The sequence below is a fragment of the Sphingobium sp. ba1 genome (assembly GCF_000743655.1).
Taxonomy (GTDB): domain Bacteria; phylum Pseudomonadota; class Alphaproteobacteria; order Sphingomonadales; family Sphingomonadaceae; genus Sphingobium.
In genome coordinates this window covers 2,509,273-2,525,767 of record NZ_JPPQ01000069.1, presented here as the reverse complement: position 1 = coordinate 2,525,767, position 16,495 = coordinate 2,509,273, and the positions used below count along the sequence as shown (strand labels likewise).

Annotated in this window: 17 protein-coding genes; 9 read left to right on the top strand and 8 right to left on the bottom strand. The window is 63.8% G+C overall.

What is annotated here, in order from left to right; genetic code table 11:
* Window positions 1-68 precede the first annotated feature (68 nt).
* Complete coding sequence (locus tag IL54_RS15400) at window positions 69-1,109, bottom strand: NAD(P)H-dependent amine dehydrogenase family protein (protein ID WP_037476730.1); 1,041 nt, start codon at window positions 1,107-1,109, stop codon at window positions 69-71.
* 17 nt (window positions 1,110-1,126) lie between these two features.
* Window positions 1,127-2,773, bottom strand: a complete 1,647-nt coding sequence (locus IL54_RS15395; protein ID WP_037476729.1) for an MFS transporter — start codon at window positions 2,771-2,773, stop codon at window positions 1,127-1,129.
* Window positions 2,774-2,928: 155 nt separating this feature from the next.
* Here IL54_RS15395 and IL54_RS15390 point away from each other — a divergent pair, with 155 nt between their 5' ends.
* Window positions 2,929-4,185 carry an acetyl-CoA C-acetyltransferase gene (locus tag IL54_RS15390; RefSeq protein ID WP_037476728.1) on the top strand — a complete coding sequence of 419 codons (1,257 nt, stop codon included), beginning with the start codon at window positions 2,929-2,931 and terminating at the stop codon, window positions 4,183-4,185.
* 82 nt (window positions 4,186-4,267) lie between these two features.
* A complete protein-coding gene (locus IL54_RS15385) occupies window positions 4,268-4,732 on the top strand; it encodes a MarR family winged helix-turn-helix transcriptional regulator (RefSeq protein WP_037478857.1) in 465 nt (154 codons plus the stop codon).
* 77 nt (window positions 4,733-4,809) lie between these two features.
* On the opposite strand, the gene IL54_RS15380 is transcribed toward IL54_RS15385, so the two are convergent.
* Together IL54_RS15380 and IL54_RS15375 are read right to left on the bottom strand one after the other, a co-directional pair.
* Window positions 4,810-5,118 (bottom strand): hypothetical protein, encoded by a 309-nt coding sequence (locus IL54_RS15380; protein WP_037476727.1) that lies wholly within the window; start codon window positions 5,116-5,118, stop codon window positions 4,810-4,812.
* Window positions 5,119-5,294: 176 nt separating this feature from the next.
* Window positions 5,295-6,086 (bottom strand): SDR family oxidoreductase, encoded by a 792-nt coding sequence (locus tag IL54_RS15375; protein WP_037476726.1) that lies wholly within the window; start codon window positions 6,084-6,086, stop codon window positions 5,295-5,297.
* 238 nt (window positions 6,087-6,324) lie between these two features.
* On the opposite strand from IL54_RS15375, the gene IL54_RS15370 reads away from it, so the two are divergent.
* The 5 genes from IL54_RS15370 to IL54_RS15350 all read left to right on the top strand — a co-directional run bounded on the left by IL54_RS15370 (window position 6,325) and on the right by IL54_RS15350 (window position 11,769).
* Entirely contained in the window at window positions 6,325-7,554 is a 1,230-nt protein-coding gene (locus IL54_RS15370; RefSeq protein ID WP_037476725.1) for a CaiB/BaiF CoA transferase family protein, read from the top strand.
* 26 nt (window positions 7,555-7,580) lie between these two features.
* On the top strand, window positions 7,581-7,871 hold the full coding sequence (locus IL54_RS15365) for a hypothetical protein (protein WP_037476724.1): 291 nt from the start codon (window positions 7,581-7,583) through the stop codon (window positions 7,869-7,871).
* An 11-nt stretch (window positions 7,872-7,882) separates the two neighbouring features.
* Window positions 7,883-9,394, top strand: a complete 1,512-nt coding sequence (locus IL54_RS15360; protein ID WP_037476722.1) for a class I adenylate-forming enzyme family protein — start codon at window positions 7,883-7,885, stop codon at window positions 9,392-9,394.
* Between the two features lie 277 nt (window positions 9,395-9,671).
* A complete protein-coding gene (locus IL54_RS15355) occupies window positions 9,672-10,499 on the top strand; it encodes a helix-turn-helix domain-containing protein (RefSeq protein WP_052027718.1) in 828 nt (275 codons plus the stop codon).
* On the top strand, window positions 10,492-11,769 hold the full coding sequence (locus tag IL54_RS15350; protein WP_037476721.1) for an amidohydrolase family protein: 1,278 nt from the start codon (window positions 10,492-10,494) through the stop codon (window positions 11,767-11,769). The genes IL54_RS15355 and IL54_RS15350 overlap by 8 nt, the downstream gene beginning before the upstream one ends.
* Before the next feature lie 57 nt (window positions 11,770-11,826).
* Here IL54_RS15350 and IL54_RS15345 read toward each other — a convergent pair whose 3' ends face one another.
* Genes IL54_RS15345 through IL54_RS15330 form a run of 4 tightly spaced genes read right to left on the bottom strand, consistent with a single transcriptional unit; the run spans window position 11,827 to window position 15,392 of the window.
* Complete coding sequence (locus tag IL54_RS15345) at window positions 11,827-12,561, bottom strand: DUF2889 domain-containing protein (RefSeq protein ID WP_037476720.1); 735 nt, start codon at window positions 12,559-12,561, stop codon at window positions 11,827-11,829.
* Between the two features lie 6 nt (window positions 12,562-12,567).
* Window positions 12,568-13,737, bottom strand: coding sequence for a thiolase family protein (locus tag IL54_RS15340; protein ID WP_037476719.1), 1,170 nt, complete (start codon window positions 13,735-13,737; stop codon window positions 12,568-12,570).
* On the bottom strand, window positions 13,734-14,138 hold the full coding sequence (locus IL54_RS15335; RefSeq protein WP_037476718.1) for a Zn-ribbon domain-containing OB-fold protein: 405 nt from the start codon (window positions 14,136-14,138) through the stop codon (window positions 13,734-13,736). The genes IL54_RS15340 and IL54_RS15335 overlap by 4 nt, the downstream gene beginning before the upstream one ends.
* A 3-nt stretch (window positions 14,139-14,141) precedes the next feature.
* Window positions 14,142-15,392: a cytochrome P450 gene (locus IL54_RS15330; RefSeq protein ID WP_037476717.1), complete on the bottom strand. Its 1,251-nt coding sequence runs from the start codon at window positions 15,390-15,392 to the stop codon at window positions 14,142-14,144.
* Between the two features lie 216 nt (window positions 15,393-15,608).
* On the opposite strand from IL54_RS15330, the gene IL54_RS15325 reads away from it, so the two are divergent.
* Complete coding sequence (locus IL54_RS15325; RefSeq protein WP_037476715.1) at window positions 15,609-15,839, top strand: ferredoxin; 231 nt, start codon at window positions 15,609-15,611, stop codon at window positions 15,837-15,839.
* Window positions 15,840-15,864: 25 nt separating this feature from the next.
* Window positions 15,865-16,495, top strand: a 631-nt coding sequence (locus tag IL54_RS15320; protein ID WP_037478853.1) for a coniferyl-alcohol dehydrogenase, incomplete at its 3' end; no start/stop codon positions are given.

Sequence of the window (16,495 nt, the reverse complement as noted above, 5' to 3'; positions counted from 1 at the left end):
TCGGCGGCGGCGCAGGATGATGCGGCCGCCGCCCGACTGTGGCAGGTGAGCGAGGCGATGGTCGCAGGCTACTGAAAGCGGGCGATGACCTGCGGCAGATCGGCGGTGGTGCGGATGCCGGGTGGCGCTTGGCAGAGGGCAGCGACGGCATTGACCGCGCGATGGGCGGTGAGGCCGGGCGTGAAGGCGGCATAATCCTCCTGCGCGACCGGAAAGCTGATCGCGACATCAAGCGGCGTGTCGCCTTCCACCCGGATGCGCCAGCCCGACGGGCGCAGTTCCCAGTCGGTGCGATCGATCCGGTCGCTGCAATACCAGTTGGCGCGGAAGCGCAGCATGGGTTGGCCATGGCGCATACCGGATATGGTGATGCGTTGGGCAGCGACCGTGCCCGCATCGATGGTTCCGGCGGCGATGGTGATGGCCTGGGTGGCCACGCCCATTTCGCCGATCGCATCCCATTGGTCGATGGCGATTCCGGCAGCGTCGGCCAGTTGGGCGAGCGATCCGGCGAAATCGCCCTTCACATGGTCGATCTGGCGTGGATCGAAGGCGCGTGGGGCGCGGCCGAAGCCCATCACGCCGAACAAGAGGTCGGGCGAGGCGCGGCTGGACAGATCGGCATATTCGTCGATCGTCAGGCGATCGAGCCGCCGCGAGAGCGAGAGGAGCGGGATGGGCAGCGCTTCGGTGATGAAACCGGGGCTGGAGCCAGTGCTGTAGATCGACGTGCCGCCCGCTTGGCAGGCGGCGTCTATTCTCTCGCGTGTGGCAGCGTCCATGGACGGGGGGTGGTGGAAGTCGCCGCGGGTCGTCACGACATTCTTGCCGGATGCCAGCAGGCGGCATAATTCGTCGATGTCGGTTCCCTGGCGCATGTAGAGGACGCAGTCAGCCTCCATTGCGACCAGATCATCGACCGACCTGGTGGCGATGATGCCGCAAGGGTCCAGCCCGGCGATCACGCCTGCATCCTGGCCCCGCTTGGCATCGGAACTGACCCACAGGCCGACGAGGTCGAGCGCGGGATGCTCGATCACGGTGCGGAGCGCGCGGGTGCCGACATTGCCGGTCGCCCATTGGATCACCCGATATCGTCTGTCGTTCATCGACTCTCCTCCGGGCATCATGGCCCGATATAGTTGATCATCCCCTGTTGCGGGTCGGGCGTGTCGGGGCGAAAGCGCACCGATCCGAACGGCCGTTCCAGCCGCCGCCGCACGCGCAAAACGTCCGGACTGTTATGGAAGGAACTGGCGTGGGACTGGATATCCTTGTCCGCTTGCGTGAAGCGCTCGCGCATGTGCAGATAATCGCCCCAGGTCGGGCATTGATAGCGTTCGGTCCATCGGGTGGGATCGGCAATGTCGCGCGCGATCGACCAGTTGAACCCGCCATTGCGCAGCCGGGTGTGCTGGACCTGCAACATCGCCCCATAAAATTCGCGCGCACGGGCAGGATCGACATCATAATCGATTTCTATGATGATCGGGCCGGATCGGCGGGTGAGCGCCATGCCGACCTCCGGCTCGTTATTGAGCAGGAAGGGTTCGACATCGGCTTCATTGGTGTCGGGCAAAGGCAGGAGCATGCCGATGAGCGGCAAGGCGGCGAGCGCCAGGCCCGACAGATAGAGCGCACCTTCGACCGAAATCTGCCCCGCGACCCAGCCCCAAAAGGCCGCGCCGATCGCAATGCCACCGGTCAGCGCCGAGGAGAAGAGCGAAAGCGCGCGCGCCGTCACCCAGCGGGGCGCGGCGAGTTGCACGGCGACGTTGAACAGCGCGATGGTCAGGATATTCGCGCCGCCCGCGATGAAAAGGGCAAAGCATGTGAGCGGCACCGATCGACTAAAGCCCACCAGGAGCAACGCCGCGCCGCTGATGACGGCCAGCAGGGTGACGGTGCGATGGGTGCCAAACCTCTCGCGGCAGGGACCGACGAGCAGCGCGCCGCCGACCGCGCCCACACCGCTGGCACCAAGCAGCAGGCCGAACGTGCTGGCGTCGCCACCTAGCAATTGCTTGGCGATCAAGGGGGCGAGCGCGGCGGCCGATGCGCCCGCCAGCCCGAAGAAAAAGGCGCGGGCCAGGACGGTACGGATCGGCACAGCGTGAAGCGCATAGCGTGCGCCCGACACGATCGCGCGGTGGATCTGTTCGGGCGGCAGGCGCGAGGAGACATGGCGGCGCTGCCACAGGTAGAAGGCGATGAACAAGGGCAGATAGCCGATCGCGTTGACGGCGAAGGCGGCATGGGCACCGGCCGCCAGCACGATGATGCCACCGATCGCCGGGCCGAAGCTGCGCGCGACATTATAGCTGATCGTGCCGAGCGCGATGGCGGCAGGCAAGTGATGCGGACCGACCTGCTCGCTGATCGAGGATTGCCAGGCGGGCGAATAAAGCGCGACCCCTGCCCCGATCAGGAAGCAGAAGGTCAGCAGCATCCAGGGCGAACTATAGCCCGCCCAGGCCAGCACCGTCAGAATGCAGGCGCAAACCATCGAGAAGGCAAGGCCAGCCATGGCAATCCGCCGTCGGTCGAACATGTCGGCCAAGGCACCCGCTGGCAGCGCAACCAGCATCAGGGGCAGCATCAATGCGCTCTGGACCAGCGCGACCATGCCGGGCGACGGGGTGAGCCGCGTCATTTCCCAGGCCGCGCCGACGCCCAGGATCAACTGGCCGAAATTGGAGAGCAGGCTGGCGGTCCAGATGCGGCGGAAGACCGGTTCGCGCAGGGGCGCAAAGCTGCCGCCGTCCTTTGCCATTCCGCAACTCTCCCTACTTCCTGTCCTTTGGCCGACCACCCTGCGCGCGGCCCGGCCGCAGCGTCCATCCCGGCCCACGATCAATCGCCCATGCGATTGGGGATGCGCGCGCATCCATGCGATAGCGCCATCAACAATATTGCAGGAGACGCGCCTTGGCAGAGGCCTTTATCATCGACGCCGTCCGCACGCCGCGCAGCTTCGGCAAGCTGGGCAAGGGTGCCCTGTCCCATCTGCATCCCCAGCACGTCGCGGCCACGGTGCTGCGTGCGATCCGCGATCGCAATGGCATCGACACGGCCGATGTCGACGACGTGATCTGGGGCACCAGCGCGCAGATGGGATTGCAGGGCGGCGACATGGGGCGGATGGCGGCGCTGGACGCGGGCTATGATGTGCGCGCGTCGGGCGTGACGCTCGACCGCTTCTGCGGCAGTGGCCTGACCGCCACCAATTTGGCCGCCGCGCAGATCATGGCCGGGATGGAAGATCTGGTCGTGGCGGGCGGGACCGAGATGATGTCGCACGTCATGTCCTATGGCCAGTCATTGCGCGAAGCAGGGGTGCCGTCGGTCGGCGGCCTTGGCACCGGCAATCTGCGCCTGCAGGCCAAGCATCCCCAGTCGAACCAGGGCGTCGCCGCCGATGCCATTGCGGCGATGGAGGGCATTACGCGCGAGCAGCTCGATGCCTTTGGCGCGGAGAGCCAGCGGCGGGCGGGGATCGCGATCAAGGAAGGGCGATTTGCCCGATCGACCGTGCCGGTGGTGGATGATGATGGCGCGGTGATATTGGACCATGAGGAATATCCCCGGCCTGATACCACGGCCGAACAGCTGGCGCAGTTGAAGCCCGCCTTTGCGGCCTTTCTCGACATGCCCTCGCGCGCCGATGGCCCGACATTCCGCCAGTTGATCAACCAGACATATCCTGACCTGGCGATCACGCCACTGCACCATGCGGGCACATCGTCCGGCGTGGTCGATGGCGCGGCCGCCCTATTGCTGGCGTCGGCCGACTATGCGCAGCGCCATGGCCTGACGCCGCGCGCGCGGGTCGTTGCGACCGCCAATATGGGGGATTGCCCGACATTGATGTTGAACGGCCCGGTCCCGGCCGCGCGCAAGGTGCTGGCGAAAGCAGGGTTGCGGGTCGAGGATATCGACGTCTTCGAGGTCAACGAAGCCTTTGCGGTCGTGACCGAAAAGTTCATCCGCGATTTGGGGATCGACCGCGCGAAGCTCAATCCCAATGGCGGCGCGATTGCGCTTGGCCATCCGATCGGGGCGACCGGCGCGGTGCTGATCGGCACGGCATTGGACGAGTTGGAACGGACGGGCGGTCGCTATGGCCTGATCACCATGTGCGCGGCGGGCGGCATGGCTCCAGCGATCATCATCGAACGTGTCTGAGAGACAGGACATGGTGCCGACTTGTGCATTGCAGGATGAGCTTTCTTTCGTTTCGCCGCGGTGGCGCTATGGTGGCCAGGTGATGGCGAAACCGATCGATCAATTGCTGGCCGAAGACCCGACCGCGCTCAAGCGCAACGCATCGTTGAAGCTGACGGTGATCGCGCGGCAGTTGCGCGCGCATTTCGACCAGAGCGTGGTGCGGCTGGGCGTGACCCGGTCGCAATGGACGGTGATCGCCGTGGTCGCGCGGCATCCGGGTGCGACGCAACGAACGATCGCCAATATGCTGGAGATTGCCGAGGCGTCGGCCGGGCGATTGATCGACCGGCTCTGCGCCGACGGGCTGCTGGAACGGCGGGCCAAGGATGACGACCGGCGCGCGCATGCCGTGTTCCTGACCGAGGCAGGCCAGACGATCACGACTCAATTGGCGGGCATTGCCCGTGCCAATGAGGATGTCGCCTTTGCGCGCTTCGATGTGGACGACCTCAACCGGCTCAACATGCTGCTGGACATGATTTCCGAGAATATTGCCAAACCCTGATCACAGGCCAAGCGACAGACGCAAAAAGGCCCGCCTTCCGCATTGGAAGGCGGGCCTTTTTTGATGGGTCAGGCCGATCAGCGGGCGGTCAGCAGATCGCGCTTGGACAGTTTGGTGACGAGCTTGCCATCGGCGGCGGCGAGGCTGGCAGCGGGCACGACGACCATCTTGCCGTTGAGGATGATCTGCGCGGCGCCATCGGGCGCGACGCGGTAGACGGCAGCGAGACGGTCACCCGACGCGGTGTAGAGCATCTTGCCCTTATAGTCCGCCGCGCTGACGGCAGCGGAGGACGACAGTTGCACGGCTTCGGCAGCTGCGGCGGCCTGCGGCAGGGCGGAAGCGGCAAGGGTGAAGGCAAGAGCGATTTGGGCAAAAGCAGTCATGGCGAACCTCTGGGTTAGAAAAGAGAGTGATTCATTTAATACTAAGCTTAGTTAGTAATTCGCCAAAAACATGTCAACCTAGCTTAGTATTATTTTTTGCAAGTGCGAACGAACAAGGGCGCGCCATTGCCCGGCGCGCCCTTGTTCTTTGGTCATGATGCGAAGGAGAAGGCAGGTCAGTGCGGCGGGAAGCGGATCGCGCCGTCGATGCGGAAAGTTTGCGCGTTGATATAGCTGTTGCGGACCAATTCCATGGCGAGCGATGCGAACTCTTCCGGCAGCCCCAGGCGGCGGGGGAAGGGCACCGATTTTTCGAGATTTTCATACATGGGCGGGTTCATGTCCTTGAACCGCAGCATCGGCGGCGTCGCGAAGATGCCGGGCATGATCGCATTGACGCGAATGCCCAAGTCCATCAGGTCGCGCGCCATGGGGAGGACCATGCCGTTCACGCCGGCCTTCAGCGAGCCATAGGCGATCTGCCCCACCTGCCCGTCTTCGGCCGCCGCGCTGGATGTCAGGATGATGCTACCGCGCTCCTCGTCGGCCAGTGGATCGAGCGATGCCATGCCGAGCGCGGCGATGGAGGCCATGCGGTAGCTGGCGACCAGAATGCCTTGCGCGGACAGGGCATAATCCTCGGTCGAGAGGCGCTTGAAACCGCCATTATCCTTGTCCTTCGACACGGTCTTGCCGCCCTTCGACACCATGGCGCAATGGACGAGCAGCCGTTCCTGCCCCTGAGCGGCGCGGGCCTGGTCAAAGCCGGCGAGTGCGCTGTCTTCCGAGAGGATGTCAACCTTGCAGAAGGTCGCGCCGACGTCTGCGGCGATCGCTTCCCCCTGATCCTGGTTGATGTCGAAGATCGCGACCTTTGCGCCGTTGGCACGCAAGGCTTTCACCGTGGCAAGGCCAAGGCCTGACGCGCCGCCGGTGACGATGGCGGAGAGCGAGGAGTCGATCAGCATGGGAGTCCTTCCGGTGACGTTTGCGCCATACCTTCGGCCCGTAGCCCGTGCCGCTCAATCCCCCTGTTTTGCGGGGGTTCGCATATCGTGACGGCGTTGGTGGCCGCTGGGGCATCGTGCGAGCGATAGCCCGCATTCAACAGCCTGTCGGCTCTTGCGGCAATGGCCGCAGCTTCTAGGCTTTGCGGCAAGATACAGCGCTGCATCGTGCGGCGCATGAGGGGATTGGGGTAAGTTTATGACCCAGGTGATGAAGGGTGTGCGCGTGTTGGAAGTCGCGCAATTCACCTATGTACCGGCGGCGGGCGCGATCCTGGCCGACTGGGGCGCGGATGTCATCAAGATCGAGCATCCGGTACGCGGCGACACGCAGCGCGGATTTCTCAACATGGGCGGGGTGACGCTGGATCCGCTGCGCCACACGTTGTTCGAACATCCCAATCGCGGCAAGCGCAGCGTGGGGATCGACCTGTCCACGCCCGAAGGCCAGGAGGTTTTATATGAGCTGGCCAAGACGGCGGATGTCTTCCTGACCAACTATCTGCCGCAGGTACGCCAGAAAAACCGGTTCGATGTCGAGCATATCCGCGCCGTGAACCCCGATATCATCTATGCCCGTGGCAGCGCGCTGGGCGACAAGGGACCGGAGCGGCTGGTCGGCGGGTTCGACGGCACCTGCTTCTGGTCGCGCAGCGGCGTCGCCTATGCGATGACGCCTGAAGCCCTGCCGGGTCCGTTGACGCAGGGTATCCCGGCCTTTGGCGATTCGATCGGCGGCATGTTCATTGCAGGCGGCATTTCGGGCGCGCTGCTGCATCGCGAGCGCACGGGCGAGGCGACCGAGGTGGACGTATCGCTGCTGAGTGCCGCCTGGTGGGCGTCGGGCGCGCTGATATCGCAGGTGATGGAGACCGGGATCGAAACGCGCAATCCGATGCCGACATCGGGCGGGTCGCTGCGCAATCCGTTCATGGGCAATTTCCGCACGTCCGATGGCGGCACGATCAATCTGTGCATGGTCAGTCCAACCGGCCTGATCCGCGATACGTTCGAGCATGTCGGTGCGCCGGAAGCCGCGGACGATCCGCGCTTTAAAGACGTCTTGTCGCTGATCGAGAATGCGGGTGCGGCGAGCGACATATTGGTCAAGGCCTTTGCCCAGAAGCCCTTTGCCTATTGGCGCGCGCACCTCAAGACCATGAAGGGGCAATGGGCGCCGGTGCAGAGTTTCAGCGACCTGCTGACCGACGAACAGGCGCTGGCCAACGACATGATCATCGAGGTCGAGGGTGCCGATGGCAGCGGCAAGCCGCTGCGGCTGGTGCGCGGACCGGTGCAGTTCGATGGCAAGCCGCTGGAAACCACCCGCGCGCCACAGGCGTCGGAGCATACCGAAACGGTGCTGATGGAAATGGGCATCGAGTGGGACAAGATCGAACAGTGGAAAGCCAGCGGCGCGATCGCGTGAGGCTTGGAACAAAGGCGACCAGTGCAATGAAACCGGGAACGAAATTGAAGAGCGCGGCATGCGACACCGAAGTCATGGTGATCCGTTGCGGCGAGGGAGCCATCGAATGCGGCGGCGCGGCGATGGGCGAGGCGAAGCCGGAAGCGGTCGGCACGCCGTCGGCCGATTTCGCCGCTGGCACGTTGATGGGCAAACGCTATGTCGATGCGGCAGGGACGTTCGAATTGCTGTGCGTCAAGCCGGGCAAAGGATCGCTTTCGGTCGACGGCGTGGCCTTGCAGGTCAAGGACGCCAAGCCCCTGCCCGCGTCGGACTGAATGACAGACCGATGAACATCGCCCTCTTCCTGGAAATGACCGCCGACGCCGCACCCGACCGGATCGCTTTGGTGTGCGATGGCGCGCGCTGGACCTATGCTGACCTGCTGGCGGGCGCGCGCGGCGCGGCTGCGCTGATCCGGCAGAGCGAGGTCGCGCATGTCGCACTGCTCGACGAAAGCAGCGAGGCGGCGGTCATGGCGTTGTTCGGCGCGGCGCTGGCAGGCGTGCCTTATGTGCCGCTCAACTATCGGCTGGCGGATGCGGATCTGGGGGCGCTGCTGGCGCGGATCAGCCCGGCGTTGATCGTCGGGGATGGCGCGCGGGTGCGGCGGCTATGCCCGGATGCCGCCAATATCATTGTGTCGCGCGCGGATTTCGTCGCGCAGGCCCAAACACTGGCGGGCGATGCGCCGGTGGAAGCGGACGCGGGCGACGATGTCGCGATCCAGCTGTTCACCAGTGGCACGACCGCCGCGCCCAAGGCCGCGATTTTGCGTCATGCCAATCTGGTCTCCTATATCCTTGGCACGGTGGAGTTCGCCGCTGCGCCGGAAGAGGATGCCGCGCTGGTCAGCGTGCCGCCCTATCATATTGCGGGGATCGCGGCGTTGCTGAGTTCCATTTACGCGATGCGGCGAATCCTGATGCTGCCCGCCTTTGCACCCGACGCCTGGCTGAACCTCGCGGCGGTGGAGCGAGCGAGCAATGCGTTTGTCGTGCCGACCATGTTGGCGCGGATCATCGAGGCGATGGGCCAGATGGTCGCCAAGGGTGCGTCGCAGCCGGACCTGTCCGCGCTGCGGGCGATCGCCTATGGCGGTGGCAAGATGCCGACCGAGCTGATCCACCAGGCGCTCGACCTGTTTCCGACGACCGGCTTCACCAACGCCTATGGCCTGACCGAGACGAGTTCGACCGTCGCGCTGTTGGGACCGGATGAGCATCGCGCGGCCCATGGGTCGGACGATCCGGTGGTGCGGGCGCGGCTGGGATCGGTGGGGCGGCCGTTGCCGACCGTGGAGATCGAGATACGCGACGAGGATGGCCAAGTGCTGCCGCCGGGCGTGCCGGGCGAAATCTATGTGCGCGGCGAGCAGGTGTCGGGCGAATATCGCGAACGCAGCGCGCTTGACGCCGATGGTTGGTTTCCGACTCGTGACGCGGGCTATATCGATGCGGACGGCTATCTGTTCCTGTCGGGGCGCGCGGACGATGTGATCGTGCGGGGCGGCGAGAATATCTCGCCCGGCGAGATCGAGGATGTGGTGATGACCCATCCCGCCGTGGCCGAGGCGGCGGCGGTCGCCATTCCTTCGCACGAGTGGGGCGAAGCGGTGGGCCTGATCGTGGTGCCGCGCGCAGGGCATAGCGCGCCGGACGAGGACGAGCTGAAGCAGATGGTACGAGCGCGGCTGCGGTCATCGCGGGTACCAGAGCGGGTGCTGTTCACCGATGCCCTACCCTATAATGAGATGGGCAAGCTGCTGCGGCGGGAAATCAAGACGCTGTTTTCCCGCTGAAGCGCAACAAGCGGACAGCGAATCGGACAATGGTTACGGCTTTTTGCGCCGGGGTTGCTGTGCATTTTTCTTCGGAACCGAACGGTGACCGGCAGCTCCATTGCTCTGGAAACCTGTACGGAACGTCTATTTTTATAGTAATAATTCAGATGGTTGTGAGGATTTCTGGCTGCTTCCACCTGCCCAATTGGGCAAAATAAACGAGAGTATCTCATTTTTAATTGACAGGCCTGCCCCGGTAGTGAACAACTGTGTTCATAAACCGAAGGAGAGGACCATGGCTCAAATAGAGTCCAACAAGGCAAAGATCGCCAAGCGCGTCATCGAAGTGCTGGAATTCTTCGATGAAGATCATCCGCAGGCTACGGTGATGGACATCGTCCGTCGTTTCGACCGGCCTCAGTCCAGCACGTCGGAATTGCTGTCGAGCCTGGTTGACCTTGGCCTTTTGCACAAAGATCCCTGCTCGCGTTCCTATTCGCCCACGCCCCGCGCCGCGATGCTGGGGGCCGCCGTGCAGCCCAAGCTGGTGCGCGATGGCGTGCTGACCGGGCTGATCGATCGCCTGTCGGCGCAGACGGGCCTGGGCGTTGCGGTGTTCGGCATGGTGGGCCTGAAGGTCCAGGTGTTCAACTGGCGGGCCGGCACGCGCACCTTCCGCACCGCCGGAGCCGCCGGTTTCTGCGGCGGCCAGCAGGATCATCTGTCCGACAGCGCGGCGGGATGGCTGATGCTCTCGACCGTTCCGCAGCCGCGGCGCGACGGCATGATCCGCCGCCTGAATGCGGAAGCCACGCCCGATCGCAAGTTCATACCCGCCGACATGAGCGCACAGGTGCTGTCATGCCGGGAGCAGGGCTTTGCCAGTGGCAAGGTCGGCTTCGGGTCGATCGCGGATGTAACGGCCGTGCTGCTGCCCAACATGCCCGAAAGCCAGCCGCTGGCCATTGGTTTCGTCTACGAGCCATCGGACCAGATCGATGCCGACAGCCTGTTGCGGACACTGAATGAAGCGGTGCGTCGCTGCGTGGAGGAACCGGCGCCCGCGCCCGTTTCCCCGCTGTTCGATGGCAGCCGCCAGCCGATGGAGATGAAGCATGGCTGATGTGAAGGACAAGACCGACAGCGAAATGGCGCAGGCCGCCAAGAAATATTGGTCGGCCGAAGGCTATACCGAAGGCGGCGTGATCCGCGAGGTGGATTATGCCACACAATCGGGCGGGTTGGACCCATCGCTGGCTGGCATCAAGATCGTCGACACCGACACGCATATCACCGAAGCACCCGACCTGTTCACCTCGCGCGCGCCGGCCAAATATAAGGGCAAGGTGCCCTATGTGAAGCAGGACGCCGACGGCGTCGAACGCTGGTATGTCGGTGACCGCAATTTCGGATCGATGGGTGGCAACGTCATTCGCGCCGACAATAACAAGCTGTTGGGGCGGCTTGCTTTCCCCAAGCTGGAGCAGGCGCATCCGGGCGGCCACCTGATCAAGGAACGGTTGCAGGCGATGGACGATATGGGCGTCTATGCCCAGATCGGCTTCCAGAATTCGGGCGTGACCCAAGCCGGGTCGTTGATGTCGCTGGGTGACCCCGACCTCGCGCTCGCCATCGTGCAAATGTATAATGATGCATCGGCCGAATATCAGCAGGTGTCGGGCAACCGCATCTTCAACATGGGCCACCTGCCCTTCTGGGACCAGAAGGCGTTGGAGACCGAGGCGCGGCGTTGCTACGACATGGGGATCAAGGGCTTTGTCCTGCCCGATACGCCCGAACGTGTCGGCGTGCCGAGCTTCATGCACGATTATTGGACCCCGTTCCTGGAGATGTGCGAAGCGACCGGCATGCCGCTCAATTTCCACCTCAACAGTGCGGTCGACCCCAATACGCTGACCTGGGACGGGTTCGGCTTCGAGCAGACGCTGTCGGTGGTGGCGACGATGTTCTCGATCGGCAATGCCGCGACGCTGGGCAATTGGATGGTGTCGGGCCGGCTCGATCGCCATCCCAAGCTCAAGATCGGCCTTATCGAAAGCGGCATGGGCTGGCTGCCCTTCGCGATCGAGGCGCTGGAGCATCAGTTCAACGAGATGCTGCCGAGCAAGGCCAATATGCTGCATAAGCGGCCGTGGGAATATTTCCGCGACCATTTCTGGGTCACCTTCTGGTTCGAGAAGGTCGGTCCCAAGCTGCTGCTGGAAACCATCGGCGTGGACAAGGTGATGTTCGAAACCGATTTCCCGCATCCCACCTCGCTCTATCCCGGCGTGCAGGCGCATGTCATCGACGTGCTGGGCGGCTATGATTTCGAGGTCAAGAAGAAGGTCCTGCAGACCAACGCGACAGGCCTCTACAACCTGCCCTTCTGATAGCGAAGGGACGATATGGGGCGCGCCTTCCCTCTCCGGCGCGCCCCTTTTTTTCGTCTATCGCGGGTGGAAGGCGTGACCATCGAAATGGTCGAGCGGGGTCGGCGACGCACCGCTGAAATCGATGACCTGGCCGACGCGGCGGGCGTGAACGGCATTGTCCGGCTGGAAGGTGAAGCAGTTGGGCGGCACCTTCGTCGCGGTGGATTGCCGCTCCATAGGAATCAGGCGGCCATTGGCGAGGATCGTGCCCCATTGCAGCAGGCGGGCGGCTTCGCGCTGCGGGTCTTCGAGGCTGTCGATCCAGGGGCGCAATTTCAGGAGCGATTGGCCGGCGATGGCGGCCGGGGCTTCCAGGATATGCTGGCGATGCGTTAGCCTGAGCAGTAGCGCGCCGTCGCGCCGGATTTCCGCGACCGCCAGGCCATCGACGGGGTCGCAAGCGACGATGTCGTAGAGGATCGGTTCATCGTCCGCCGCATGGGCGGCGGCCAGTACGGCCAGATCGTGCAAATGGGTGCAATTGGCCTTTTTTTCTCCCCGCGCCGCGACATCCACCAGTGCGACACCGGTGAAGGTCGCGGCCAGCACAGCAGGCGCGCCGGGACAAGTGGTCCAGGGTACGCGCTCCATGAGGGAGTCGACGCCAGTGACGTGCGTGCCGTCATGGCGCAGGGTGACGGCCATGCAATGATAGTCATCCTCGACTGCGGCGATGACCGCCCCCTCAGAAGGCGTGACGCGGAAACGCCGCCGGAAGCCCGGCAGCGCGTCGAGCGTAGCACTGTCCATGACAGGCTAGTCCTTGGCCAGCAGCAGCGCCGCCGCCATGGGGCCGCCGCCTGACGTGGCGATGGCGACGCGGGGATCGCCGCCGATCTGGCGTGCGCCGCCCTCCCCACGCAATTGGACGACCGATTCATAGGCGAAGCCGAAGCCGTGGAGCCGGCCCCAGCCAAGCTGGCCGCCACCGGTATTCATCGGCAGCGCGCCATCACGGGCGATGCGGGTGCCGCCTTCGAGGAATTGACCGCCTTCGCCGATGGGACAAAAGCCCAGCCCTTCGAGCCAGGTGATGGGCTGGAAAGCGAAGCCGTCATAGAGCTGGACGGTATCGACATCGTCCACCGTGTAGTCCGTGTTCTTCCACAGGTCGCGCCCGGTGGCATAGGCGCCCGCCCATTCGGCCTGGTCCCAGCTATAGCGTTCGACCGAACCCGCGCTCGCGGCGATGCGGATGGGTGTCGCCTTCACGTCGCCAAGCGCGTCGCCCGCCGAGACGATCACCACGGTCGAGGCATCGGTGAAGCGGTCGCAATCATAGAGGCATAAGGGCGAACTGATCATCCGGGCGGACATATAATCGTCCATCGTTAGCGGCTTTTTGACCAGCGCGCGCGGGTTGAGCGTGGCATTGGCATGATCGTTCAAAGCAACCTGCGCCAATTGCTCGCGGGTGAGGCCATAGCGTTTCATATGGCGCATCGCGAACTGCGCGGTCCAGTTGGCGGCGGAGAAGGCACCGAAGGGCGAGACCCATTGGGAATTGCCCGACACATCCTTGCGCCGTTCCATCGGCGGGAACTCCTCCGGGCGGGCAAGCGCGGCGGCTTCATAAACGGTGCGGAAGCAGAGGACGTGGCGGGCGAGGCCTGCCTTCACCGCATTGGCGGCTTCGATGATGGCCCCCAATTGCGCGGTCGATTCCGCCGCACCGATATGCCAACGGGTTTTCAGCCCCAGCACTTCGATCAGGTCGTCCGAACTGACGGGCGAGAAGCCGAGGAAACTCGGCATCTTGCCGGGATAGGTGGCGACGCCATCGATCTGATCGAGCGTCAGCCCGGCGTCGGCGATGGCTTCGCGCACGGCATCGACCGTGAGCAGCAGCGGCGAGCGGGTCAGGCGCACCCCGACCTCCGACATGCCGATGCCGCTGATATAGGCTTCGCGTTGCGCCATGGTCAGGCGACCTTTTCGAACAGGGGGAACCAGATGCCGTCCTGTTCCTCGAACACGACCTGCACGCGATCATCGATATCGACCGCATCGACCGGGCTGCCGACGATATTGGTGGTGAGGTACACGCCGGGCGCATCGTCCAGCTTCACCCGCGCGATGACGAAGGGCACCTCCATATCCTTGGCCCAGGCCTGGTGATTGATAGTGTAGGTGTCGATGATGCCCGTGCCCGCCACCGCATGGGGCGCGACATTTTCCGACTGGCAATGGCGGCACAGCTCGCGTGGCGGATGGGTATAGTTGCCACAGTCACCGCATCGGGTGATGTGCAGCTTCCCCTCCGCCCCGCCAGTCCAGAAGGCGCGGTTGTCCCGGTCGAGACGCGGGCGCGAACGCTGCCAGGCCATGGATCAGACGTCCCAGACCAGGTGCATGCTTTCGATGCCGATGACATGGCCGCCATGGAAGACCGGCGGATGATCGGGATCGAGCCGGAATTCGGGCATGCGTGCCAACATTTCCTCATAGAGAACCTGCAGCTCGACACGCGCGAGATGCGAGCCGAGGCAGCGATGCGGGCCGACGCCAAAGGCGATGTGGACGTTGTTTTCGCGATCGAGATCATAGACGTCGGGCTGCGGAAATTCCTTTGCGTCTAGATCGGCGGCAGGCAGGAACAATTTGACCATGTCGCCGGGCATCATCTTGGCCCCGGACAGTTCGACGGGGCGCTTCACGACCCGCATCGGCACGGTGAAGGTGTAGCGGCGCAGCATTTCTTCAGCCGCTTCGGCGATCAGCTTGGGTTCGGCGCGCAGCTTGCGCTGAAGATCGGTGTCCACGGCCAGACCGCGCATGGCGAGGCCCATGCCGTTCATCACCGTGTCGAGCCCGGCAATGAAGAGCAGCACGCCGTAATTTTCCATGTCGGCGAGCGTCGTCGGCTGGCCATCAATTTCCAGCTTCCAGAGCATGGAGATGATGTCGTCGCGCGGATTGTCGCGCCGGTCCAGCAACGTGTCGCGCATGGCCGCCGCGATCGTTTGAAGGCGACGCATCGAGCCTTCGCGATCGCCGTCGATCGCTTCCATATGCTCCTTCACGATGGCGCGATATTCGGGCAGCCGATCGAGCGGCAGGCCGAGCATCTTGAGGAACACCTGTACCGGCAAAGGTTCAGCCACCGCGCTCATGAATTCGCAGCGGCCATCAGGCTTGATCGCCTCGATCAGGTCGCCGGCCAGCTCGCGGATGCTGTCGCGCAGCGCCGAGATGGTCTTGGGCGAAAAGACTTTTTGCAGCGGCTGGCGATATTTGGTGTGTTCGGGCGGATCGAGCGTGATCGGGATCGGCTGGGGAATATGCGGCGCGCCAGGCGGCAGCGAGGCGAGCATCGCCTTCATCTTGTCCTGCGGCACAAATTCGCTGGAGAAGGCTTCGGTATCGCGTGACGCCTCATAATTGGCGGCATGCGTCAATATCATCCAGCCGCCGCCATTGCGCGGGGTCCAGAATACCGGCGGCGCGTTGCGCAGCAGGTCCATGATGCGGACATGCGGATCGTCGAGCAGGCCGGGATCGGCATGGATGTCGAAATCATAGACTAGTGCGTCGGGCACATGGGCGGGTTTCGGTGCGGCGGGGCTGAGGGCGTGATCCATGCAAGTCTCCGGCAAATCTGTTTATCATTTATCCCGGTTTCGCGCGCATGGAGCATAAAGGCAAATGCGTCGCGCAGCCCCGGTCCATATACCGCTCCGACGATTGCTGGCTGGGACGCCTCCCTTGCGTATCGTGGCGGCGATTGAGCGGTTGGACATGTTGATCGGTCTCCCAATCTCCTTTCTAAGGAAGACAAGTATCGCTGGAGTGGCTGCATGAAGATCCGCATCGAAAAGGCCGGTTGCGTGGGCAATGCCCGCTGTGCCGCCGTGTCCGCAACCCTCTATCCGCTGGACGATGACGGCTATATCCAAACCGAGGGCTTCACTGTTCCCGAAGGCATGGAGAAGGCCGCCAGAAATGGCGCGAGGGCCTGCCCCGAACGCATTATCTTCGTTGAAGAAGAGGATGGCCGCATCAGCTGGCCCCCGGCGGCCAAGGCCTGACATTCCCATATAATCGGAGAGTATGATGAGCGACCTGTTGGGTTACAAAGGCAAGCGCGTGATCGTGACCGGCTGCTTTTCGGGCATGGGGGAAGCGACCGCGAAACTGTTGCTGAGCCTCGGCGCGGAGGTGCATGGGCTGGACTATAAGGACAGCGCGCTGCCGCTGGCGTCTTTCCACAATGTCGACCTGCGCGATCCGGCCTCGATCGACGCGGCGGTGGCAGGCATTGGCGGCAAGGTGGACGCGCTGTTCAACTGTGCGGGACTGCCGCAATCCTTTCCAGCGATGGACGTGATGAAGGTGAACTTCATCGGCCTGCGTCATTTGACCGAGCAGGTCTTGCCGCTGATGGGACCGGGTGGCGCGATCGTCAGCATCGCGTCCACCGGCGGGATGGGGTGGAGCCGCCGGATTCCGACCAATATGGAATTCGTCACCACCAAGGGGTTCGACGCGGCGATCGCCTGGTGCGAGTCCAATATGGACACGGTCAAGGAGGGCTACAGCTTCTCCAAGGAGAATGTGATCGTGTGGACCCAGTATATGGGCGCGCATTTGATCAAACAGGGTATCCGCATCAACTGCACCCTGCCCTCCCCCACCCAGACGCCGATGATGGCGGCGTTCGAGGCGACGTCGGGCAAGGATGTGG